Source organism: Actinoplanes auranticolor (assembly GCF_018332655.1).
GTDB lineage: Bacteria > Actinomycetota > Actinomycetes > Mycobacteriales > Micromonosporaceae > Actinoplanes > Actinoplanes auranticolor.
Map to the genome: position 1 here is coordinate 298,108 of NZ_BOQL01000026.1, position 20,984 is coordinate 319,091.

19 protein-coding genes, 1 pseudogene and 1 riboswitch are annotated in these 20,984 nt (G+C 73.5%); of the genes and pseudogenes, 11 read left to right on the top strand and 9 right to left on the bottom strand.

Translation table 11 applies throughout. From position 1 onward, the window contains the following. Nucleotides 1–26 precede the first annotated feature (26 nt). Both Aau02nite_RS17145 and Aau02nite_RS17150 read right to left on the bottom strand, forming a co-directional pair. Nucleotides 27–284, bottom strand: a pseudogene (locus tag Aau02nite_RS17145) (DUF1772 domain-containing protein); the annotation flags it as partial. Between the two features lie 66 nt (nt 285–350). Next, entirely contained in the window at nt 351–779 is a 429-nt protein-coding gene (locus Aau02nite_RS17150) for an ester cyclase (protein WP_212989419.1), read from the bottom strand. A 107-nt stretch (nt 780–886) separates the two neighbouring features. On the opposite strand from Aau02nite_RS17150, the gene Aau02nite_RS17155 reads away from it, so the two are divergent. The 4 genes from Aau02nite_RS17155 (at nt 887) to Aau02nite_RS17165 (ending at nt 4,294) form a co-directional block, all read left to right on the top strand. After that, nucleotides 887–1,468, top strand: a complete 582-nt coding sequence (locus tag Aau02nite_RS17155) for a TetR/AcrR family transcriptional regulator (RefSeq protein WP_212989420.1) — start codon at nt 887–889, stop codon at nt 1,466–1,468. A gap of 152 nt (nt 1,469–1,620) precedes the next feature. Further along, nucleotides 1,621–2,745 carry an alpha/beta fold hydrolase gene (locus tag Aau02nite_RS17160; RefSeq protein ID WP_212989421.1) on the top strand — a complete coding sequence of 375 codons (1,125 nt, stop codon included), beginning with the start codon at nt 1,621–1,623 and terminating at the stop codon, nt 2,743–2,745. Between the two features lie 100 nt (nt 2,746–2,845). Continuing rightward, a complete protein-coding gene (locus Aau02nite_RS46480) occupies nt 2,846–2,995 on the top strand; it encodes a hypothetical protein (protein WP_246595211.1) in 150 nt (49 codons plus the stop codon). A gap of 21 nt (nt 2,996–3,016) precedes the next feature. Further along, nucleotides 3,017–4,294, top strand: a complete 1,278-nt coding sequence (locus tag Aau02nite_RS17165) for a protein kinase domain-containing protein (protein WP_281420995.1) — start codon at nt 3,017–3,019, stop codon at nt 4,292–4,294. Here the strand turns inward: Aau02nite_RS17165 and Aau02nite_RS17170 are convergent. The 4 genes from Aau02nite_RS17170 to Aau02nite_RS17185 are packed head-to-tail and all read right to left on the bottom strand — an operon-like array spanning nt 4,286 to nt 12,283. Then, on the bottom strand, nt 4,286–6,319 hold the full coding sequence (locus Aau02nite_RS17170) for an aminotransferase class I/II-fold pyridoxal phosphate-dependent enzyme (protein WP_212989422.1): 2,034 nt from the start codon (nt 6,317–6,319) through the stop codon (nt 4,286–4,288). The genes Aau02nite_RS17165 and Aau02nite_RS17170 overlap by 9 nt on opposite strands. Nucleotides 6,320–6,344: 25 nt before the next feature. Next, complete coding sequence (gene cydC / locus Aau02nite_RS17175; protein WP_212989423.1) at nt 6,345–9,902, bottom strand: thiol reductant ABC exporter subunit CydC; 3,558 nt, start codon at nt 9,900–9,902, stop codon at nt 6,345–6,347. Next, nucleotides 9,899–10,879: a cytochrome d ubiquinol oxidase subunit II gene (cydB, locus tag Aau02nite_RS17180; protein WP_212989424.1), complete on the bottom strand. Its 981-nt coding sequence runs from the start codon at nt 10,877–10,879 to the stop codon at nt 9,899–9,901. The genes cydC and cydB overlap by 4 nt, the downstream gene beginning before the upstream one ends. A gap of 9 nt (nt 10,880–10,888) precedes the next feature. Then, nucleotides 10,889–12,283 (bottom strand): cytochrome ubiquinol oxidase subunit I, encoded by a 1,395-nt coding sequence (locus Aau02nite_RS17185; protein ID WP_212989425.1) that lies wholly within the window; start codon nt 12,281–12,283, stop codon nt 10,889–10,891. 75 nt (nt 12,284–12,358) lie between these two features. Here Aau02nite_RS17185 and Aau02nite_RS17190 point away from each other — a divergent pair, with 75 nt between their 5' ends. From Aau02nite_RS17190 to Aau02nite_RS17205, 4 genes are all read left to right on the top strand, one after another. Beyond that, nucleotides 12,359–12,727 carry a BlaI/MecI/CopY family transcriptional regulator gene (locus Aau02nite_RS17190; RefSeq protein ID WP_212989426.1) on the top strand — a complete coding sequence of 123 codons (369 nt, stop codon included), beginning with the start codon at nt 12,359–12,361 and terminating at the stop codon, nt 12,725–12,727. Then, nucleotides 12,724–13,647 (top strand): M56 family metallopeptidase, encoded by a 924-nt coding sequence (locus Aau02nite_RS17195; RefSeq protein ID WP_212989427.1) that lies wholly within the window; start codon nt 12,724–12,726, stop codon nt 13,645–13,647. Before Aau02nite_RS17190 ends, Aau02nite_RS17195 begins: the two co-directional genes overlap by 4 nt. 136 nt (nt 13,648–13,783) lie before the next feature. Then, nucleotides 13,784–13,921, top strand: a riboswitch (cyclic di-AMP (ydaO/yuaA leader). Between the two features lie 14 nt (nt 13,922–13,935). Further along, complete coding sequence (locus tag Aau02nite_RS17200) at nt 13,936–14,928, top strand: C40 family peptidase (protein ID WP_212989428.1); 993 nt, start codon at nt 13,936–13,938, stop codon at nt 14,926–14,928. Between the two features lie 187 nt (nt 14,929–15,115). Further along, entirely contained in the window at nt 15,116–16,018 is a 903-nt protein-coding gene (locus tag Aau02nite_RS17205) for an aminoglycoside phosphotransferase family protein (RefSeq protein WP_212989429.1), read from the top strand. Here Aau02nite_RS17205 and Aau02nite_RS17210 read toward each other — a convergent pair. Next, nucleotides 15,993–16,409, bottom strand: a complete 417-nt coding sequence (locus tag Aau02nite_RS17210) for a MarR family winged helix-turn-helix transcriptional regulator (protein ID WP_212989430.1) — start codon at nt 16,407–16,409, stop codon at nt 15,993–15,995. The genes Aau02nite_RS17205 and Aau02nite_RS17210 overlap by 26 nt on opposite strands. 62 nt (nt 16,410–16,471) lie before the next feature. On the opposite strand from Aau02nite_RS17210, the gene Aau02nite_RS17215 reads away from it, so the two are divergent. Beyond that, a complete protein-coding gene (locus Aau02nite_RS17215; RefSeq protein ID WP_438841145.1) occupies nt 16,472–17,551 on the top strand; it encodes an epoxide hydrolase family protein in 1,080 nt (359 codons plus the stop codon). A 45-nt stretch (nt 17,552–17,596) separates the two neighbouring features. After that, nucleotides 17,597–18,373 carry an SDR family NAD(P)-dependent oxidoreductase gene (locus Aau02nite_RS17220; protein ID WP_212989432.1) on the top strand — a complete coding sequence of 259 codons (777 nt, stop codon included), beginning with the start codon at nt 17,597–17,599 and terminating at the stop codon, nt 18,371–18,373. A 63-nt stretch (nt 18,374–18,436) separates the two neighbouring features. On the opposite strand, the gene Aau02nite_RS17225 is transcribed toward Aau02nite_RS17220, so the two are convergent. Both Aau02nite_RS17225 and Aau02nite_RS17230 read right to left on the bottom strand, forming a co-directional pair. Beyond that, a complete protein-coding gene (locus tag Aau02nite_RS17225; RefSeq protein ID WP_212989433.1) occupies nt 18,437–19,216 on the bottom strand; it encodes an ABC transporter permease in 780 nt (259 codons plus the stop codon). Next, the gene (locus tag Aau02nite_RS17230) at nt 19,213–20,160 is read right to left on the bottom strand and encodes an ATP-binding cassette domain-containing protein (RefSeq protein ID WP_212989434.1); all 948 of its coding nucleotides are present in this window, start codon (nt 20,158–20,160) and stop codon (nt 19,213–19,215) included. The genes Aau02nite_RS17225 and Aau02nite_RS17230 overlap by 4 nt, the downstream gene beginning before the upstream one ends. Nucleotides 20,161–20,235: 75 nt before the next feature. Between Aau02nite_RS17230 and Aau02nite_RS17235 the strand changes: the two genes are divergently transcribed. Further along, entirely contained in the window at nt 20,236–20,982 is a 747-nt protein-coding gene (locus tag Aau02nite_RS17235) for a TetR/AcrR family transcriptional regulator C-terminal domain-containing protein (RefSeq protein WP_212989435.1), read from the top strand. The last annotated feature ends 2 nt before the right edge of the window (nt 20,983–20,984 follow it).

Here is a 20,984-nt window from a genome sequence, read left to right on the forward strand (position 1 = left end):
TCGTCCATTCCGTGCGGGTGGCGGCCTCAGCTGAGCAGGCTCACACCGAGGGCCAGCACGGCCAGGCCCTGCAGGACGGCTCGGCCGACGATGATGCGGTCCCAGGCGCGCTGCCAGCTGCGGACGTCGGCCGGAGTCTCGTGGGCGTCGGCGGCCGCGGTGAGCCGGCGGTTGATGGGGGCGCTGATCCGCAGGTAGAGCAGAACCCAGATCACCAGCAGCACGAATGCCGCTCCCGCGGTCGCCGACGCGGCAGAGCGACCGGCCGCCGCGGCCAGCACGGCCGCGGCGGCCGTAGACGATCCCGGTGCTCAGGATGGCCAGGAGCGCGGCGAGTTGCGAGAGCAGTGTCATGCCCGGGCCTCGGGACCACCGAGCGGCGGCAGGGCACCGATCTGCTGGAACATCTGCATCAGGTTCAGCTGGTCCCAGTGCTCGACGAACAGGCCGTCGCGGACGCGCCAGATGTCGATGCTGCGCATCTCGACGGGCTTGCCGCTGGCCGGGATGCCGAGCAGAGCACCGGTGTGGGTGCCGCGGTAGACGAAGCGGCCCACGACACGGTCGCCGGAGACGATCAGGTCCTCCATGGTGACCTTCACGTCCGGCAGGCCGGCGAAGTACGCGGTCCAGAACTCGCGGTTGGCCTCACGCCCGTCGGCGACGAAGTCGTTGTGGTTGCGGTAGTCCTCGGCGATGAACCGGTCCACGAGGTCGGGGTCGTGGGTGTTGGTCATCTCGACGAAGAGGTCGGCGAGCTGGTGTCCGGGGGTCGTCATGGCGCTTCTCCGATCATGGTTAGCATTGCTAGCGCCAGCGACGCTAGCTCTGGACCGCGCTCGTGTCAATAGCGCCGCTAGCGAAGCTATCGGTGCTACAGTCAGGCATGGCTATCGAGGACCGCCGGCAGCGCGAGCGCGTCGCCCGTCGCCGGCTGATCACGGCGACGGCGCGCACCCTGGCCGAGAACGAGGGCTGGGAAGCCGTCACCACCCGCCGGTTGTCCACCGAGATCGAGTACAGCCAGCCGGTGCTGTACAAGCATTTCGGCTCGATGGAGGACATCGTCGAGGCCGTCGCCGTCGAGGGTTTCGAGGAGCTCGCCGGAGCGCTGCGCGCCGCCCGCCGCGACAGCGGGGCGCCCGGCGACGAGCTCGGCCGGGTCGCCGCCGCCTACGGTGGTTTCGCCGCGAAGAACCCGGCGCTGTTCGACGCGATGTTCGTCCGGTCCACCCGGCTGCACTTCGGTGCGCAGGACACCCCGGCGCCGCTGAGAGAAGCCTTCGCCGAACTGCGCGGGGCCGTCGCCACCATCGCCGGCGCGCGCGACGTCGACACCCTCACCGAGGTCGTCTGGTCGGCGCTGCACGGACTGGTGATGCTCGGCCGCAACGGCCGGCTACGCCCGGGACACGACGCCGACCGCATCGCGCTCCTGGTCACCCAGCTGCGCGCCACGTCGGTCTAGACGCCGGCCGGCCCGGGCCCGTCGATCGGGCGACGGGACGGCGCACCGAACGGGGAGTCCTCGCCGGCGTCGCACCCGCTGTGCGAGATCGCCCTGGTCAGCGGGCTTGCATGGACGCATCAGCGAGATCACACCCGGAAGGGGTGGAACGTATGAGCGCAGTCCTGCGGCATCACGCGAGGAGGGCCGCCGTCGTCGGCTCCGTCCTGGCGGTCCTCGGCAGTGGTCTCCCCGGCACACGTCCCGCGGTGGCCGCCGCGGACCCGCCGGGCACGGTCCTGTCCACGGCGGCGGCCACCCTGCCGCCCGAGCTGACCGCCCTGGCCACCGGCAAACGCGTCTCGTACGTCAGCACGAGTGTCACCGGCGCCGGCCTCACCACGACGGGACTGGTGCTCAGCCCGAGGCGCAAGAAGACGAACAAGACCGTGGTCTGGGGGCACGGCACCACCGGGCTGGCCGATCAGTGCGCGCCGTCGGAGCACCAGGGAGTGTTCTGGCCGGAGGCCCGGGCCGCCATCGGCGAGCTGCTCAGCCGCGGCTGGACCGTCACCGCCCCGGACTACCCGGGACTGGGCACTCCGGACGCGCACCCGTACCTGATCGGCGGCAGCGCCGCCCGGTCGATGATCGACATCGTCAGGGCCGCCCGCCACCTGGACACCAACCTCGGCCCCGAGTACGTCCTCGACGGCCACTCCCAGGGCGGGCAGGGCGCCCTGTTCGCCGGGGAACTGGCACCGAGCTACGACGGCGACCTGACTCTGCGCGGCGTCGCGGCCATCGCCCCGGTCTCCAACGTGAACCTGCTGGCCCCGCTGATCCCCGGCACGCCCGGCCAGGGCTACCTGGTGATGGCCCTGTACGGCCTCGCCGCGGTGCAACCGTCGTTCGACCCGCTCACCGTGCTGGCCCCGCCGGCCCGGCAACGCGTACCCGTTCTCGAATCCGGCTGCCTGTACGAGATCCTGGCGCAGTACCAGTCACTGAAGGCCGGCCAGCTCGTCCTGGGCGGTGCCCTGCCGCAGGCGGTGGTGGACCAGCTGGCGCAGTACGACAACCCGGCCCAGGTGGCGCCGAGCGCGCCGATCCTGATCGTGCAGGGCACGGCCGACGAGGCGGTGCCCGCCGGCATCACCGACGTGCTGCGGGCTCAGCTGGAGGAGTACTCGCAGCCGGTCGACTTCGTCTCCCTGACCAACGAGAACCACGACGGCGCCGCGTTCGCCTCGACGACCACCGTCGCGGACTGGATCGCCGCCCGCTTCGCCGCCTGAGCGCCGGACCGGGATTCCGCAGCTGCCCGTCCGCCGCCGCATGACAGGATGCGCGGCGGGCGACCGCTGGGGTGGCCCGACGGACGGACGGTGGAGGGCGATGCTGCACGCCGGTCTCAGGCTCGGTGACCGCTACCGGCTCGACGCGCGCATCGGCGCCGGCGGCATGGGCGAGGTCTGGCGGGCGGTCGACGAGGTGCTCGGCCGGGTCGTCGCCGTCAAGGCCATGCTGCCCGGCGTCGCCGATTAGCCCGACTTCGCCAAACGGTTCCTGGTCGAGGCCAAGGCGATGGCCAGCGTCAACCACCGCGCGGTGGCGCAGATCCACGACTACGGGCGCGGCGCCGGGATCACGTTCCTGGTCATGGAGTTCATCGACGGCGAGTCCCTGTCGCAGCTGCTGGCCCGCGAAGGCCGCCTCGACCCGGCGACGACGATGCGGCTCGTCGCGCAGGCCGCGGACGGCCTGCAGGCGGTGCACGAGCGCGGCATCGTGCACCGCGACATCAAACCGGCCAATCTTCTCGTACGCCGGGACGGCTCGCTGCTCATCACCGACTTCGGGATCTCCCGGACCGAGGACGGCACCGCCCTCACCGCCTCCGGCGCGGTCCTGGGCACGCCGACGTACCTGTCACCGGAGCAGGTGCTCGGCCGGCCCGCCACCGGCCGCAGCGACGTGTACTCGCTCGGGCTCGCGGCGTACGAGTGTCTGGCCGGGCGGCGGCCGTTCGAGGGCGACAACCCGTACGCGGTGGCCCTGCAGCGGCTGCAGGCCGCGCCCCGCTCTCTCGGCGCGGATGTCCCGGGCGCGGTGCTGGCCGTGGTCGAGCGGGCGCTGGCCACCGACCCGGCCGACCGCTGGCCGTCGGCCGCCGCGATGGCCGATGCCGCCCGGGCCGCAGCCGGTCCTGCTCGGGCCGCAGCCGGGGCCGCCCCGGTCTCGGCCGATCCCGCCCGGGCCGCGGCCGGTCCCGGACCGGCGCCGCGGGTCCGACGGCCGTCCGGTTCACACTCGCGGCGCGGGGTGGTGCTGGCCGCGGCACTGCTTGTCCTGGCCGTGGCCGGAGGCGTGGCGCTGTGGCAGACGCTGCGGCCGGGACCGGACGACGGGCCGGCAACGGGCGCCGGCACCTCGAGTCCCGCCGCGCCCGGGGCGGTGCCGCCGGCCGGCTTCGTCACCTGCGGGCCGACGCTCTGCCCGGCCGAGCCGCTGTGCTGGGCCGGGTTGACCGCCATCAACGGCCGGGCGTCGTCGCCGCGGGATCTCGACTGCGCCGAGGGGCACCGCTGGGAGACCTTCGCGGCCACCGGCCTGCCCGCCGAAGTCCGCCCCGGGCACGAGGACGAACTCCTGCTGCGCGAGGACATCGCGGCTGCCTGCTCGGCGCGGGTCATGGCGGACCGCAGCCGGGACCGCACCGCGACCGACGGCTGGGAACGCGAGGCCTGGCCGATCGAAGTTCCCGGCACGGAGCTGCGGCTGGTGCACTGCCTGGCCCGCCCCGAGCAGGGCGAGCCCACCGGCGCCGCGTTCACCTCATCCTGAGGGCAGGCTGCGCCGGACCGCCGCGACCACGCGTTCCGCCTGCTCCACTGTCATCTCCGACGACAGCGGCAGGGCCAGCGCCTCGGTGTGCAGCGCGTCGGTGACCGCCAGGGTCCCGCCCGCGCCGAGCGGCCCCCGGTGCACCGCCGCGAAGTACGGCTTGGTCCCCACGCCCAGCTCCCCGAGCCGCCGCTGCAAGCCGTCACGGTCGGGCACCCGGGCCACCCAGTGCACGTAGCTGTGCCGGTCGCCGTCGCGCACGAGCTGCGTCTCCAGCGGCAGACCGGCATAGACCGCCGCCACCTCGGCCCGCCACCGGACCAGATCGCCGAGCACCGGCAGCTGATCCAGCGCCACCACCGCGTGCAGCTCGTTCATCAGCTCCGAGCGGGTCCAGCCGGCCGGGTCGGCCTGCACCCGCTCGGCTGCCTCGGCGGGCAGCACCAGAGCACCGCCCGCGCCGCCGGCCGACAGGACCTTGGCGAAACTCATCGAGTACGCGTGCGCGTCCGCCTGCTGCGCCACCGGCCGGCCCTGATGCAGGCCGCCCAGCGCCGCCGCCGAGTCGGCCAGCAGCGGCACCCCGGCCCGCCGGCACACGGCGCGCAGCCCCGGGTAGTCGCACGGATTGCCGAAGGTGTCGACCGCCATGACCAGCCGGACATCACCCGGGCGCAGCGCCTCGGCGACCGCGGCCGGCGACAGCGTCCAGGTCGCCGGGTCCACGTCGGCGAAGCGCAGCCGGTAGCCCAGCTGCACCAGGATCTCGGCGGTCGCCGGGAACGTGTACGACGGCAGCACCGCCACGTCACCCGGCCGGGCCGGGCCCGTGGTCGCCGCCACCATGATCCGCAGCGCCGCCGTGCCGGAGGCGGTGAGCAGGACCCGCCGGTCGTCGTCGAGGTCGAGCTCCTTGCCGAGGCGCTCGGTGAGCTCCCGGGTCCACCGGTTGCCGTGTTTCACCTCGCCGCTGACCAGGCACTGCTGCTGGCGGGCCACGATGACTTCCGGATGCACCGGCCGCGGCGGGACCACGACCGGCAGCGGTGGCCGGAACAGCGGCTCGCGGTCGTCGCTGATCTGCTCGATGAGCCGGGCCAGGTGCGGGCGCAGCGGGCCGATCCGGTAGCCGGCCGCGGCGAGCCGGTCGGTGACCACCAGCCCCGAGCTGTCCGGCAGGCTGCGTGGCTGCTCGCGTACCGGGGAGGCGGACCCGCACAGCGTGCGGATCTCGGTGGCCAGGGTGTGCAGGGACACCGGCGGCCCGCCGACGTTGAAGACGCCGGGGCCGATGCCGCCGACGAGGATCCGGCCCAGCTCCACCGGCGGCAGGAAACTGCGCACGGTGCCGGCGGTGACCGGCAGCGGCAGCCCGGCCCGCGCCCGGCGGACCAGCCGGGTGGCGACCCGGTCCTGACCGGCGCCGAACGCGTTGGCCAGCCGCAGCACGGTCAGCCGGTCCGGCTCGACGGCCCCGGCGACCAGCCGTTCCTGGGCGAGCTTGGCCATCGCGTACGTCCACCGGCCGGTCGGGTCCGCGTCGGCCATCTCCCGGGCCAGTGGCGCCGCCCGCCACGGGGGACACGCGGCCCGGGCCAGGTCACGGGCGCCGGCGCACCACGCGTCGATCTCACCGGCCGACCACGGCAGCACCGGCGGGGTGTCCTCGGTCAGCGGGCCGTCGGCCGAGCCGTACACCTCGACCGACGACGTCAGGATGACCCGCCGCCCGGCCAGCGCGGGCAGCAGCCGGGCCGTGCTGATCGCGTTGTGCAGCGGCAGCGTCCAGGGCCGGCGGGGCCGCGGGTCGCTGGCCCCGAGCAGCAACACGACGACGCCGGGCGGCAGCTCGGCCAGATCGTCGCTGAGCAGATCGGCGCTGACCCAGCCCAGCCCGGCCGAGGCGGTGGCCTCCGGCGGCGCGACCCGGTCCACACTGGTGACCGCGGCCCCCGCTCCCAGCAGCGCGGCGGCCACCTCGGTGCCGAGGAAGCCCGAACCCCCGACCAGCACGAAGCTGTCCATGCAACCTCCACAAAGGAGGTCAGTATCACCGAGCCCCGACCGCCGCGGTGTCCGCTCGCCGACAGCGCGCCAGCTGCCCGTCGCGCAGCTCGTACCGGGCGTCCACCCGGTCCAGGCCCTCGGTGCGGTGGGTCAGCAGCAGCACCGTGCGCCCGTCGGCGGCGGTGAGCAGGTCGGCCATGAGGTCGGCCGCACCTGCCTCGTCCAGGCCTTCGGTCGGTTCGTCGAGGATGAGCAGGTCGGGGTCGGCGAGCAGGGCCCGGGCGGTCGCCAGCCGGCGGCGCTGACCGCCGGAGATGGTGCCGCCGCCGGTGCCGAGCCAGGTGTCCAGTCCGTGCGGCAGCCCGGCCAGCCAGCCGTCGAGCCGCACCCGGGCCAGGGCGGCGTGCAGCTGCGCGTCGGTGGCGCCGGGCCGGGCCAGGCGCAGGTTCTCCCGGACCGTGGAAGCGAAGACGTGGTCGGCCTCGTCCCCGACCAGCGCGCTGCGCCCCACGCCGGTGACCGTCCCCGCGCGCGGGTCGAGCAGCCGGGCGAGCACGGCCGCGAGGGTCGACTTGCCGCCCCCGGAGGGCCCGAGCACCGCGATCCGTGACCCGGCCGGCAGGTCCAGGTCGACGCCGCTCAGCGCGGCCGGCCGGCCCGGGTCCCAGCCGGCGACCAGGCCGCGGACCGCGATGTCCCCGGCCGGACCGGCCGGGTGGGAACCCGCGGACGGTGGCTGCGCGGCGATCTCCGCGAGCCGGGTACGCGCACCGGCGGCGCGGCGTCGCGCGACGGCGGCATCGGGCAGCGCGGCGATCGGCTCGCCGAGGGCGACGACGGCCAGCAGCAGCACGGCGGCCCACTCGTCGGACAGCGCACTGCCGGCGGCCACCAGCGCGGTCCCGGTCACCGCGACGCCCCAGCCGAGCAGGCCGAGCGCGGCGGCGGCACCGGCCGAGCGGGCCGCCCGCGCTTCCAGCCGGGCCAGCTCCCGGCTGCGCCGATCCGGTACGGCCAGAGCGTCCCCGCGGTCCCGCACGGCGAGCTCCTCGACACCCTCGACGGTCTCCACGACGGCGTCCCGCAGCTCGGCCCGGGCCCGGCCGGTGGCGGCATCGAGCCGGCTCGCCTGCCGCGCGGCCAGCGCCGGGGCGGCCACCCCGCTGATCAGCAGTCCCACGGCGAGCGGAACGGCGACGGCCGGCAGCACCGCCACGGCGGCGAGGGCCACGAGCGCCAGCGTCAGGGCCGCCGCGAGGGCGGGCAGGCGGCCCCGCAGCAGTCCGTCGACGCGGGCGTCCACGTCCTCACCGACCCGGGTGAGCAGGTCACCGCGCCGCCGCAGCCGGGGCCCGGGCACCCGCGGAACCAGATCGGCGAAGACCCGGGCCCGCCATTCCCCGAGCCGGGCGAAAGCCACATCGTGCGAGACGAGCCGCTCGACGTAGCGCAGCAGTGGCCGGGCGACGGCACTGCCCCGCACGAGCACGACGGCGGTCGACAGGGTGAGCACGGGCGGCAGGGTGGCGGCCCGCACGAGCAGCCAGGTGGCCGCCCCGGTCAGCACGATCCCGGCCAGCCAGGAGGCCGCCCCGAACCCGACAGCCGTGCCGGGCCGCCGCACGAACCACCCCGCAACCCGAGCCACCCGCGACCCGCCCGCGGCCGCGCCCCGGCCCGGCTCGGTTGAGGTTGAGGTTGAGGTTGAGGTGAGGGTGAACCCGTTCGAGGTCGGGGTGAGGGTCGGTCCGCTTGCGGTTGGCCTGAAGGTCGGCCCGGCCGCGGTCGGGGCACGATCCGTCAGCGTTGTGGCCGTCGGGCCCGACGGCATCCCGCCGGCCGCACCGGTTGCCCGTGGCGCGGAAACAGCGACGGTCGCGCCCCCAACTGGACCCGCAGCGACGGTCGCGCCCCCGACCGGACCCGCAGCGACGAGCTCGTCCTCGAGCCGGGAATCCTCATCCCCGGCGGACCCCGACGCCGGCGGGGCGTCGGGCGCCGGGGGAGTCACGTCGATGATCCGGTCGGCCGCGGCCAGCAGCCCCGGCCGGTGCGCAACCACCAGCACCGCACACCCCCGATCCGCCGCCGCCCGCAGCCGTTCGATCACCAGCCGCTCGGCGTCCGCGTCGAGGTGCGCGGTCGGTTCGTCGAGCAGCAGGACCGCCGGTGCGCGCCCGGCCGCGCGCAGCAGAGCCGCCAGCGCCAGCCGCTGGCGCTGGCCCGCCGACACCCCGGACCCGTGCTCGCCCAGCACCGTCGCCGGGTCGATCTCGGTGTCCAGTCCCACCGTGTGCAGCGCTTCGCGTACCGCGGCGGGGTCCGAGCCCGGGAACACGTCGGCGACCGTGCGGACGTGGGGCAGTGCCGGTCGCTGCGGCAGGTACAGCAGGCCGGGGCCGCTGAGCTCGACCCGTCCGGTGACGGCCGGTTGCAGGCCGGCGAGCACCCGCAGTGCCGTGGTCTTACCGGCGCCGGACGGTCCGCGCAGGGCGACCAGCTCGCCGTCACGGACGGCCAGGGTGCCGAGGTCGAGGGCGTCCACAGTGGCCCCGGGGTGCCGGACCCGCAGCCGGGACGCGTACACGGCCGGTCGTCCGCCGCCGGCGCCGAAGCGTCCGTCGCGGGCTCCGGCCAGTATCGCGCCGGTGGGCAGGAAGGCCGGGTCGTCGTCGGACGGGGTGAGGATCTCGTCGGCGTCGGCGATGACCGCCGACGCGTCGGCGCTCGCGTGGTAGCGGGCCGCCATCTCGCGCAGCGGCCGGTAGACCTCCGGCGCGAGCAGGATGACCAGCAGGGCCGGTCCGAGGGTCAGGTTGCCGGCGGCGACCCGGAGGCCGGCCTCGACGGCGATCAGCCCGACCGACAGGGTGGCGACCAGGTCCAGTGCCGTCGAGGACAGGAACGCCACCCGCAGGACGCGCAGGGTCGCCTTGCGGTGCCGGTCCGTCATGTCGCGGACCACCGTGGTCTGGCGGTCGGCGCGGCCGTACACCCGCAGGGTCGTCAGCCCGCGCACGACGTCGAGGAAGTGGCCCGCCAGCCGGGCGTCCGCCTCCCAGGCCCGCTGGGCCCGCTCGCGGGTCGCCCAGCCGATCAGCGCGCCCAGCACCGGGATCAGCGGCAGCGTGACCAGTGCGATCAGCGCCGAGGTCAGGTCGGTGACGGCCATCGCGACGATGACCAGCGGGGGCAGCGCCACGCCGAGCACCAGTGCGGGCAGGTAGCCGGAGAACCACGGGCGCAGCGAGTCCAGGCCGCTGCCCAGCACGGCGGTGAGCCGGTTGCCGCCCAAGCGGGCCACCCAGGCGGGACCGTGGCGCAGGGCCGCTGCGAGCGCCGAGCGGCGCAGGTCGTCGGTGACGGCGGCCGCCGTACGCCGGGCCACCACCTGCTCCGCCCAGGTCAGCGCGGCCCGCAGCACGAACGCCGCGGCCAGCAGGGCCAGCGCGTCGTGGCCGGTGACGATCCGGGCCAGGGCGACGGCGACGACCACCGTCGCGGCCGCCTGGCCGGCGCCGAGCACGGCCAGCCCGGCGATTCCGGTACGGCTGGCCCGCGCGTGCCGCAACAGCCGCGGGTCGAGCGGTCCCCGGGTCATGACGGCACCCGCTCGCTGGCCACCCGGCGCCGGAAGACCCAGTAGGAGAAGGCCTGGTAGACCAGGACGCCGGGGAGCACCACGACGCCGACGACGCTGATCAGCCGCAGGGCCGAGTCGGTGGCGGCCGCGCCCGTCATGGTGAGCGACCAGGCCGGGTCGAGTGTGCTGCGCAGCACGACGTCGCCGTGCACGGTGAAGACGGCCACCACCGCGCCGGCGATGCTCAGCGCCGTACCGCCGAAGGCCAGGCCCTCCTGGTTGCTGCGGGCCAGCATGGCGATCCCCACGCAGAGCACGGCCGCGGCCAGCACCAGCCGCGATTCGGTGCCGAAGCCGATCCCGGCGAGCACGGCAGCACCGCCGGTGGCCAGGGTGACGCCGAGGCGGCGGGCCCGCTCGTGCACCGGGCCGGTGGTGCGCAGGGTGAGGAACATCGCGCCGATCAGCAGGGCGGCGAACAGGGCCGCGCCCGCTCCGGCCAGGGCCGGCCAGCTGAGCAGGGCCGCGGTGCTGCGGCTCAGACCCGTACCGGTGACCTGGCCGTCCGGGCCGAGGGCCAGGCCGTGGGTGAGCACGCCCAGCACGGCTCCCCAGAGCAGCACGATGCCGGCCGAGCTGGCCGCCAGGGCCGCGTCGCAGCGGCGGCGCCAGCCCGGACCGTCGCCCTTGCCGCGGAACTCCAGGGCCACCCCGCGGACGGCGAGCAGCAGCAACAGGGCGGCCATCGGCAGGTAGAGGCCGGAGAGCAGGGCGGCGTACCAGTCGGGGAAGGCCGCGAAGGTCACGCCGATCGCGGCGACCAGCCAGACCTCGTTGCCGTCCCAGAACGGGCCGACGGTGCGCACGACCGCGCCGCGCTCGTGGTCGTCGCGGCCGACGACCGGGGAGAGCAGGCCGACGCCGAAGTCGAAACCCTCGAGGACGAAGAACAGCACCCAGCAGAGCACCACGAGCGCGAACCAGACAGTGATCATGGCAGTTCCTCAGTAGACCGGGACGGGTTCGCGCTCGGGTGCCTGCTCGCCGGCGGATGCGGCGGGCGCGGCGGCTTCGAGCGGTTGCCGGGACAGGTGGCGGACCAGCCGCAGCCAGACGACGGCGAGGACGCCGTAGACGACGGTGAAGCCGATCAGGGAGACGAGCACCTCGCCGCTGGTCAGGCCGGGGGAGATGCCGTCGGCGACCCGGGAGATGCCGAACGCGAGCCACGGCTGGCGGGCCGTCTCGGTGAAGATCCAGCCGAACGTGTTGGCCGCGGCGGGCAGGATCGGGATCAGCGGCAGGAAGCGGATCAGCAGCCGGTGGGCCTGCCGGTCGCGCCGGGTGCTCCACAGGTAGTACGCCGCCACGGCCGCCGCCAGCATGCCGATGCCGATCATCAGCCGGAAGGTCCAGAACGCCACCGGGATCATCGGGATGTAGCTGCCCGGGCCGTACTGGGCGACGTACTGGGCCTGCAGGTCGTCGATGCCCTGCACGGTCGCGCCGGGGTCGCCCTTGGCCAGTACGGACAGCAGGCGGGGGATCTCCAGGCTGAAGAACGGTTCACCGCCGTCCGGGCCGCCCACGGCGAAGACGGAGAAGGGCGCGCCGGTGGTGGTGGCGTACAGGGCCTCGGCGGCGGCCATCTTCATCGGCTGCACCTCGGTGATGACCTTGCCGAGGTGGTCGCCGGTCAGGGCGGTGAGGGCGCCGCCGGTCAGCGTCAGCCAGGCGCCGAGCCGGGCCAGCGTACGGAACGCGGCCTCGCCACCGGCCCGCAGCCGCCACACCCCGATGGCCAGCAGCAGCGACCCGCCGGCCATGACCGCCCCGGCCAGCGTGTGCGGGAACGCGGCCAGGTTGACCTCGTTGAGCAGCAGCGCGCCGAAGTCGTCGAGGTGGGCCCGCCCGGTCACCGGGTCCAGCGAGTACGCGACCGGGTTCTGCATGAACGAGTTGGCCGCCAGGATGATGAACGCGGACATCACGGTGCCGGCCGCGACGATGACGATGGTGGCGGCGTGCAGCTTGCGCGGCAGCCGGTCCCAGCCGAAGTACCAGAGCGCGAGGAACGTCGCCTCGAGGAAGAAGGCGAGCATGCCCTCGATGGCCAGCGTCGGGCCGAACACGTCGCCGTAGAAGCGGGCGAAGTTGCTCCAGCCCATGCCGAACTGGAACTCCTGCACCAGCCCGGTGACCACGCCGACCGCGAAGGTGACGATCAGCAGCTTGCCGACCAGCTTGGTGAGCTGCAGGTAACGCTCCTGGCCGGTGCGCAGCCAGGCCACTTGCAGGCCCGCGGCGGTGCCGGCCAGGCTGATCGACAGCGGCACGAAGAAGTAGTGGTAGATCGTCACGACCGCGAACTGCAGCCGGGTCAGCTCGAGCACGTCCACGGATGGCCCCCTCTACGACGTTCCGTAGTAGATACTACGCCTCGTAGTACGACGCTGTGCAGTAGAGTGGGTCACATGGCTTTGGGAGACCTCGAACGTGAGGTCATGACGCAGTTGTGGAACGCCGGCGAGCCGCTGACCGTGCGCCAGGTGCACGAACGGCTGAGCCGCGACCGCGAGCTGGCGTACACGACCGTGATGACCGTGCTGGACCGGCTGGCCAAGAAGGGTGTCGTCACCCAGCAACGGGCCGACCGGGCGTACCGCTATGCCCCGGCGCAGTCGCGCGAGGAGATGACCGCCGCGCTGATGCTCGACGCCCTCAGCGCGGCGCCCGACGGCGTCCGCGACGCGGCCCTGGCCCACTTCGTCGGCCGCATCGACCCGTCGGCCCTGACCGCCGCCATCGAGGCGGCACGGAAGGACCCGGGCGTAAAGCCGTGACCGCATTACTGCTCGGCGCGCTGGGGCTCACCCTGTCGCTGGTGGTGCCGGGCATCCTGGCCGGTGCGCGCTGGCCCGACCGGGCACCCGCCGCGGCCGTCGCGCTCTGGCAGAGCATCACCCTCACGGGGGTCCTCTGTGCGCTGGGCGTGGTCCTGGCCGGGCCGCAGGAGCTGGTCAGCGAGCTGGGTTCGGACCGTCCGGTGGGTGCGGTCGCGCTGATCTTCGCGCTGGTGATCGCGGCGGTGATCATCGTCCGGCTGCTGGTGTCGCTCGTCCGGGTGAGCATCCGGTCCCGGGCGCGCCGGTCCCGGCACCGGCTGCTGGTCGACCTGCTGGACACCGCCGAACGCCACGGCGAGCTGCCCGCCGAGGTGCCCGCCGGGCTGCGGGTGCTGGACGGGCCGCTGCCGTTCGCGTACTGCCTGCCGGGCCGCTCGCCGCGGGTGGTGCTCAGTGGCGGGGCGCTGCGGGTGCTCGACGCCGGGCAGGTGGCCGCGGTGATCGCGCACGAGCAGACCCACCTGCGGCACCGGCACGACGTGGTCATGGAGTCGTTCACCGCGTTCTACCGGGCGGTGCCGCGGCCCCTGCGCAGCCGGGCCCCGCTGGACGCCGTACACCTGCTGCTCGAGATGGTCGCCGACGACGCCGCCCGGCGGCGCTGCGGCGCTGAGCCGCTGCGCACCGCCCTGACGCTGCTCAGCGACGCGGTGAGCCCGGACGCTCCGGTGGAGCTCGGCAGCGCGGCGGCGGAGCGCCGGCGCCGGCTCGACCGGCTGAACCTCAGCGATCCGCGGCAGGTCTCCCTGGGCCTGACCATGGTGGCGGCCACCGGCGCCGTCGGCCTACTGGTGTTACCCACCGTGATCCTGGTGCTGCCGTGGCTCGATCGCGCGCTCTCCGCATGGCCGCTCTGACGGCCGTTTCTCTCACGCTGAGTCAACCGATGTTCGGCGCAGTGTGTCCTGATACCGCCGGGTTCAATTCGTCGTTGATCGGGAGTACGGTAATGCCCGGCTCGGCAGTCCCCCCTCGTCCCAACCCGGGCGAACTGACGGGCCACCGCCCAATCGTCGCGAGACGAACCGGGGACCCCGCAGTTCTGGGGTAAAGCCACCAGCAGCACGGTGGCCGGGCGCGCTTCCCGCCCGCACCCGTCAGCTAACCCGGTCGGCGGCCGAGGGAAGAAAGGACACTGCACCTACGTGAAACGGATTGAGGCGCGCAGCGCCGCAATTCTGCGCAGCATCGCCTGCGCCGTCGCCGCGGTCGGGATTCTTCTCACTCCCGGGGTGGCGAATGCGACACCGTCCCCGTCGAGTATCGAAAAGCAGATCGACGAGCAGTGGAACAAGCTGGAACCGGTCATCGAGCAGTACAACGACGTGCACAACCAGCTGCTCAAGAACCAGGCCCAGCTCCGGAAGATCGACAAGCGGCTCGCCCCGCTGGAGCTGCAGGTCGACCTGGCCATGTCGCAGGTGGGCAACATGGCGGGACAGGCCTACATGCAGGGCTCACCCAGCGCCATGAAGGCCATGGTCGTCAGCGGCTCGCCGACCGGTCTGACCGAGAAGCTCACGTTTCTCGATCTGATCAGCCGGCACCAGCGTCAGTCGGTCGCGGGCGTCGCGAAACTGCGCGATCAGCTCGCGGGCGACAAGCGTGATCTGGACACCCTGACCAAAGACGTGGCGGCGCGCGACAAGGCGCTGGCCAAGCAGAAGAAGGACATCCAGAAGAAGGTCGACGAGCTGCAGAAACTGCGGATCCGGGCGTACGGCGCCAGCGGCGTCTCCGACGGTCCGTTCAAGACCGGCCCGTGCCCGGTCGACTACACCGACGACAAGGGTGGCCGGGCGGCGCAGAAGGCGTGCGACCTGATCGGCAAGCCCTACGTCTTCGGTGCGGAGGGGCCGGGCGGTTACGACTGCTCCGGCCTGACCAAGGTGGCGTGGGCGGTGTCCGGGGTGCACCTCGAGCACTTCACCGGCGACCAGATCAGGGCGGGCCGGGCGGTCAGCCGCAGTCAGCTGCAGCCGGGCGACCTGATCTTCTACGGCAGTCCGGTGCACCATGTCGGCCTCTACGTCGGCGGCAACACGATGGTGCACGCACCGCACACCGGTGACCACGTCCGGATGGCCTCGATCGACCGCAGCGGAGCCATCACCGGCATCCGCCGCCCGACGGGCTGAGCCGGACCGGCGCGACGGAAACGCATAGGGCACGACGGAAAGCCGCCACCACCGTGGCGGCTTTCTCCTTTCCCGGCGGCTGCCGTCGCTCACCTCAGTCCCGGGCATCCACCTCTTCGGTGCTACGGCTGCGGCGATAGCGGCGGGCTCCAATGTGTTCGATCATCGGGCTGCGACAATGGGGCGCATGTTCCCCGCTGCGTTCGTCCGCAACGTCACCGGCAACTGGGGCGACGACGGCCGGCACTGGCTCGTGGAGCTGCCCGATCTGATCGACGATGTCGCTCGTGACTGGGGGCTGACGGTCGGTACGCCGTACCCGTTGAGTTTCAACTATGTCGCGCCGGCGCGGCGGGCCGACGGGTCGCCGGTGGTGCTCAAGCTCGGCCTGGCCGCGGCCGGTCATGTCGCGACGGAGGCCGACACGCTCGGGTTCTTCGGTGGCCGGGGCGCGGTCGAGGTGCTGGCCCGCGACGACGACCGCGGCGCGCTGCTGCTCGAACGGGCCGAGCCCGGCGGGACGCTACGGGCGCTGGTCGGTGAGCACGACGAGCAGGCCACGGCCGTGCTCGTCGACATGATGCGCCGGTTGCACCGCCCGGCGCCGGAGGGGCTGGTGCTGGAGGAGCTCTCGTCCCGGGTCGCGGCGTTCGACGCGCACCTGGTCCGGTATCCCGGCGACGACCCGTTCCCGCGGCGCCTGGTCGAGCAGGCCCGGGAGCTGCTGGCCGACCTGTGCGCCTCGGCCTCGCAGCGGGTGGTGCTGCACGGCGATCTGCACCACGAGAACGTGCTGGCCGCAGTTCGGGAGCCGTGGCTGGCCATCGACCCGCACGGTGTGCTCGGCGATCCCGGGTACGAGATCGGGGCCGTGCTCTACAACCCGTTCGACGGTGACGAACCGGTGCTGGAGCTGCTGCCGGCCCGGGTGGAGCAGTTCGCGGACGGGCTCGGCATGCCGGTCGACCGGGTGGTGGCCTGGGGTTTCGTGCAGGCGGTGCTCTCCGAGGTGTGGGACGCCGACGCCGGCGCCCCGGAGCCCGGTCAGGCGTTGCAGGTGGCGCTCAAGCTGGCGCCGCGCCTTTCCTGAGCAGGCTCAGCAGCCGGACGAGTTCGGCGCGCTCGGCGGCGGTCAGCGGGGTCAGCAGCTCGTCCTGGATGGCCTCGGCCCGGGCGGCCAGTTCCGCGGCCCGTTCGCGGCCGCGGTCGGTGATCGTCACGACGTTGCGGCGTTTGTCGGCCGGGTCCGGGCTGCGCTCGACGTAGCCGTCCGCGGTCAGCTCGTTGAGCACCGCCACCATGTCGCTGAGGTGGATGCCGGTGCGCCGGCCCAGTTCCGCCTGGCTGGCCGGGCCGCCGAGCAGCGTCTCGAGCAGCCGGTAGTGGTAGCCGCGGGCACCGACCTCGGCGAAACGCTCGGTGACGAGGCGGCCGGCGTGGGCGGCGGTCTGGGTCAGCAGCCAGCTGGGGAGGTGCTCCATGTGCGGAGCCTAACATTTGCCCGACTAACGTTAGGTGGACTAACGTTAGTCGCATGAACGATATCGTGCCGTACCGGATCGACGTCCCGCAGACCGAGCGCGACGACCTGGCCGACCGTCTCGACCGCACCCGCTGGCCCGACGAGCTACCCGGCGCCGGCTGGGACTACGGCATCCCGCTGGACCGGGTCCGCGCCCTCGCCGACCGCTGGCGCCACGGTTACGACTGGCGCCGGCACGAGGCCGAGCTGAACGAGTTCCCGCAGTTCACCACCGAGATCGACGGTCAGCGGGTCCACTTCCTGCACGTCCGCTCGGCCAACCCGGAGGCGCTGCCGCTGCTGCTCCTGCACGGCTGGCCGGGTTCGGTGCTGGAGTTCCATGCTCTGATCGGCCGGCTGGCCGGCGATTTCCACCTGGTCGTGCCGTCGCTGCCCGGTTTCGGCTTCTCCGGGCCGACCGCGGAGCGCGGCTGGGATCTGCACCGCATCGCCCGGGCCCTGGCCGAGCTGATGACCCGGCTCGGCTACCCGCGTTTCGGCGCGCACGGCGGCGACTGGGGCTCCGGCGTCGCCCGGGCGCTCGGCGGCGCCGTCCCTGAACGGGTGGTCGGCGTACACGTCAACTATCTGCCCACGCCCGGCCCGGCGACCGGCCTGACCGGCACGGACCGCGACCGCGCCGAACGGACCGCGGCGTTCGCCGCGAACCGGCCCGGCTATCAGGTGCTGCAGGCGACCCGGCCGCAGACCATCTCGTACGCGCTGACCGACTCGCCCGCCGGCCAGCTCGCGTGGATCGCCGAGAAGTTCACCGAATGGGCCGACCCGGCCGCCGCCATCAGCGACGACGTCCTGCTCACCGACGTGTCGATCTACTGGTTCACCCGGACGGCGGGCTCGTCGGCCCGGCTCGCCAAGGAGAGCGGACACGGCACCCCCTGCCCGGTCCCGATGGGCGTCGCCGTCCTGCCGCACGACATCGTGCTGAGCGTGCGCCCGCTGGCCGAGCGGCTCTTCGACATCCGGCACTGGACGGAGCTGCCGCGCGGCGGGCACTTCGCGGCGCTGGAGGTGCCGGTCGAGCTGGCCGCCGACATCCGCGCGTTCTTCCGCAGCCTGGTGATCTCTTCCTCACCGTAGTACCGGTCCCGCGTCGCGGGGCGCGGCAGGGGGAAGAGTGGAGGCATGCGACTTGATCTCAGCGGTAAGACTGCTCTCGTCACCGGCTCCACCCAGGGCATCGGCCTCGCGATCGCCACCGGCCTGGCCGCGGCCGGCGCCCGGGTCGCGATCAACGGCCGGGACCGCGACAAGGTGCTCGCCGTGCTGCCGAGCGACGGTGACTACATCGCCGCCCCGGCCGATCTGACCACCGACGACGGCCTCGCCGCGCTGCTCGACGGGCTGCCGCAGGTCGACATCCTGATCAACAACCTGGGCATCTTCGGCGCGCGGCCGGCGCTGGAGATCACCGACGCCGAGTGGCGGCGGTACTTCGAGGTCAACGTGCTGACCGCGGTCCGGCTGACCCGGGCGTACCTGCCCGGGATGCGGGAGCGGGGCTGGGGCCGGATCCAGTACATCGCCAGCGACTCCGCGGTGGTGACGCCGGTCGAGATGATCCACTACGGCATGTCCAAGACCGCGCTGCTCGCGGTCTCCCGCGGTTTCGCCAAGGAGGCCGCCGGCAGCGGCGTGACGGTGAACAGCGTCATCGCCGGGCCCACCCACACCGCCGGTGTCGAGGAGTTCGTCTACCAGCTCGTGGACCGCGACCTGCCGTGGGACGAGGCACAGCGGGAGTTCATGCGGCTGCACCGGCCGCAGTCGCTGCTGCAGCGCCTGATCGAGCCCGAGGAGATCGCCAACATGGTGGTCTACCTGAGCTCCCCGCAGGCGTCGGCCACCACCGGCGGCGCGCTGCGCGTGGACGGCGGCTACGTCGACGCGATCCTGCCCTGACCGAGCCCCGGGTGACCGGGCCCGGCCGGACCGCGGGGGAGACCGCGGTCCGGCCGGCCCGGCTCAGTCGCGCAGCCGGCGGTAGGCGCGCGCCGACAGCGGCACGAAGATCGCGGTGAGCAGCACCGGCCAGCCGATGGCGAGCCACACCGCGCCGTCGGCCAGCGGCCCCTCGGTGATGCCGGTCGGGTTGCCGAAGAGTTCCCGCGCGGCCGACGCGGTCGCCGACAACGGATTCCAGGCGGCGATCGCGCCCAGCCAGCCCGGCATCGTCTCGGCCGACACGATCGCGGTGGACAGGAAGCCGATCGGCCAGACCAGCACCTGCACCGCCATCGTCGCGCCCTCACCGCGGAAGCTCAGGCCCACGAAGATGCCGATCCACAGCACCGCGAACCGCAACAGCAGCAACAGCAGCACGGCCGCCGCCGCGGACGCCGGATCGGACGAGATCCGCCAGCCGATCAGCAGGCCGCCGAGAATCAGCACCAGCACCTCGACCGTGGAGTTGGCCATGTCGGCCCCGACGCGGCCCAGGGCCACCGACGCGCTGCCGATCGGCATCGACCGGAACCGGTCGGTGATGCCCTTGCGGGCGTCGTTGGCCATCGCGGTGGCCGTGCTCTCGACCCCGAACATCATGCTCAGCGCCAGCATGCCGGGCAGCAGGAAGCTGATGTAGTCGCCGCCGCCGGGGACGGTGATCGCGCCGCCGAAGAGGAAACCGAAGACCAGCAGCAGCATGATCGAGAAGAGCAGGCCGAAGATCGGCGCCCACGGCTGGCGGACCCAGTGGGCCAGGTCCCGCTGGGTGATGACCCAGCCGGCTCGCAGCGTCGTCATCGCGCGACCTCCTTGTCGGTCAGGGTGAGGAAAACCTCGTCGAGGGTGGGCCGGCGCAGCACCAGGTCCTCCGGGGCGATGCCCAGTTGGTCGAGGGCCCGGACGATGTCGGCCAGGGCGACCACCCCGGCCCCGACCTCGAAGGTCACCCGGTGGGTGTCCGCGTCGGTCACCGCCGCCTCGCCCAGGGCTGCCGCCAGCCGCTGCGCCACCGCCTCCAGCGGCTCCGAGCGCGGCACGGTGACGGTCACCCGGTCGCCGCCGACCTGACGCTTGAGCTCGTCCGGCGTGCCGTCGGCGACCACCCGGCCGTGGTTCATCACCGAGATCCGCGCCGCCAGCTGGTCGGCCTCGTCGAGGTACTGGGTGGTGAGCAGGACCGTGGTGCCGCGGGCGGCGATCTCCCGCACGCTCTCCCAGACCTCGTTGCGGGCCCGGGGGTCCAGGCCGGTGGTGGGCTCGTCGAGGAACAGCACCGCGGGGGTGAGGATGAAGCCGGCGGCGAGATCGAGCCGGCGGCGCATCCCGCCGCTGTAGGTGGAGACCGCCCGTTCGGCCGCGCCGGTGAGGCCGAACGTGTCGAGCAGCTCGTCGGCGCGGGCCCGGGCGGCGGCGGTGGAGAGGCCGAAGAGCCGGCCGAACATGACCAGGTTCTGCCGGCCGCCGAGGATCTCGTCGACCGCGGCGTTCTGCCCGACCAGGCCGATCCGCCGCCGGACCTCGCGGGCCTGGGTCCGTACGTCGAAACCGGCGACCCTCGCGCTGCCGCCGTCGGTGCGGATGAGGGTCGCCAGGGCCTTCACCGCGGTCGTCTTGCCGGCGCCGTTGGGGCCGAGCAACCCGTGGATGACCCCGGGCGGCACGGTCAGGTCGAAGCCGTCGAGGGCCTGCAGATCGCCGTACCTCTTGCGTAGTCCGTCCGCTTCGAGAGCGTTGTCGGTCACCGTAGCTCCTAACTCCGTATGCCTTACGGAAATTGCGCCGGCAACACCGTACACCCCACGGGGTAATCTGCGCACATGGAGAGTCAGGACATCGACCGCACGCTCGAGCTGCTGTGGCGGCGCACGCTAGGGACCCCGCAGGGCACCCGGGGCCCCAAGCAGCGGGTGAGCGTGGACGAGGTGGTGCGCGCGGCGATCGCGGTGGCCGACGAGGAAGGGCTGCCCGCCTTCTCGATGCGCAAGGTCGCCGACCGGCTCGGGCTCAAGCTGATGTCGATCTACACCTACGTCCCCGGCCGCTCCGAGCTGATCGGCCTGATGGTCGACGAGGTGGCCGGCGAGCGGGAGCTGCCGCCGCACGAGGGCCCGCTGCGGCAGCGGATGACCGCGGTCGCCCAGCAGATCTGGGACGAGTTCCACCGGCATCCGTGGCTGCTGCAGGTGGAGAACAGCCGCCCGTGGATCGGCCCGAACGTCTCGGACCGCTACGAGTGGCAGCTCGCGGCCATCGAGGGCGCCGGTTTCACCGACCTGGAGATGGATCAGGTGATCACCCTGCTGGCCAGCTTCACGGCCGGGGCGGCGCGGTCCTCGGTCGACACCCGGCGCACCGCCGAGCAGTCCGGCATCTCCGACGCCGAGTGGTGGGCGGTCAACGTGCCGGTCCTCGAGCGGGTGATGCCCGCCGGCGCCTACCCGATCTCCGGCCGGGTCGGGCAGGCCGCCGGGGAGGAGTACAACGCGGTCGGCGACCCCGAGCGGTCGTTCCGCTTCGGCCTCGACCGCATCCTTGACGGGCTGGAGCGTCTGCTCGACCGCTGAGC

What these genes read in the sequence shown, in the direction of transcription:
- Aau02nite_RS17205 (WP_212989429.1), top strand. Translation starts at nt 15,116, where the DNA reads ATGTTCCCCGCTGCGTTCGTCCGCAACGTCACCGGCAACTGGGGCGAC.
- Aau02nite_RS17150 (WP_212989419.1), bottom strand. Translation starts at nt 779, where the DNA reads ATGACGACCCCCGGACACCAGCTCGCCGACCTCTTCGTCGAGATGACC.
- Aau02nite_RS17160 (WP_212989421.1), top strand. Translation starts at nt 1,621, where the DNA reads ATGAGCGCAGTCCTGCGGCATCACGCGAGGAGGGCCGCCGTCGTCGGC.
- Aau02nite_RS17190 (WP_212989426.1), top strand. Translation starts at nt 12,359, where the DNA reads ATGGCTTTGGGAGACCTCGAACGTGAGGTCATGACGCAGTTGTGGAAC.
- Aau02nite_RS17210 (WP_212989430.1), bottom strand. Translation starts at nt 16,409, where the DNA reads ATGGAGCACCTCCCCAGCTGGCTGCTGACCCAGACCGCCGCCCACGCC.
- Aau02nite_RS17235 (WP_212989435.1), top strand. Translation starts at nt 20,236, where the DNA reads ATGGAGAGTCAGGACATCGACCGCACGCTCGAGCTGCTGTGGCGGCGC.
- cydB (WP_212989424.1), bottom strand. Translation starts at nt 10,879, where the DNA reads ATGATCACTGTCTGGTTCGCGCTCGTGGTGCTCTGCTGGGTGCTGTTC.
- Aau02nite_RS17225 (WP_212989433.1), bottom strand. Translation starts at nt 19,216, where the DNA reads ATGACGACGCTGCGAGCCGGCTGGGTCATCACCCAGCGGGACCTGGCC.
- Aau02nite_RS17220 (WP_212989432.1), top strand. Translation starts at nt 17,597, where the DNA reads ATGCGACTTGATCTCAGCGGTAAGACTGCTCTCGTCACCGGCTCCACC.
- cydC (WP_212989423.1), bottom strand. Translation starts at nt 9,902, where the DNA reads ATGACCCGGGGACCGCTCGACCCGCGGCTGTTGCGGCACGCGCGGGCC.
- Aau02nite_RS17155 (WP_212989420.1), top strand. Translation starts at nt 887, where the DNA reads ATGGCTATCGAGGACCGCCGGCAGCGCGAGCGCGTCGCCCGTCGCCGG.
- Aau02nite_RS46480 (WP_246595211.1), top strand. Translation starts at nt 2,846, where the DNA reads ATGCTGCACGCCGGTCTCAGGCTCGGTGACCGCTACCGGCTCGACGCG.
- Aau02nite_RS17170 (WP_212989422.1), bottom strand. Translation starts at nt 6,319, where the DNA reads ATGGACAGCTTCGTGCTGGTCGGGGGTTCGGGCTTCCTCGGCACCGAG.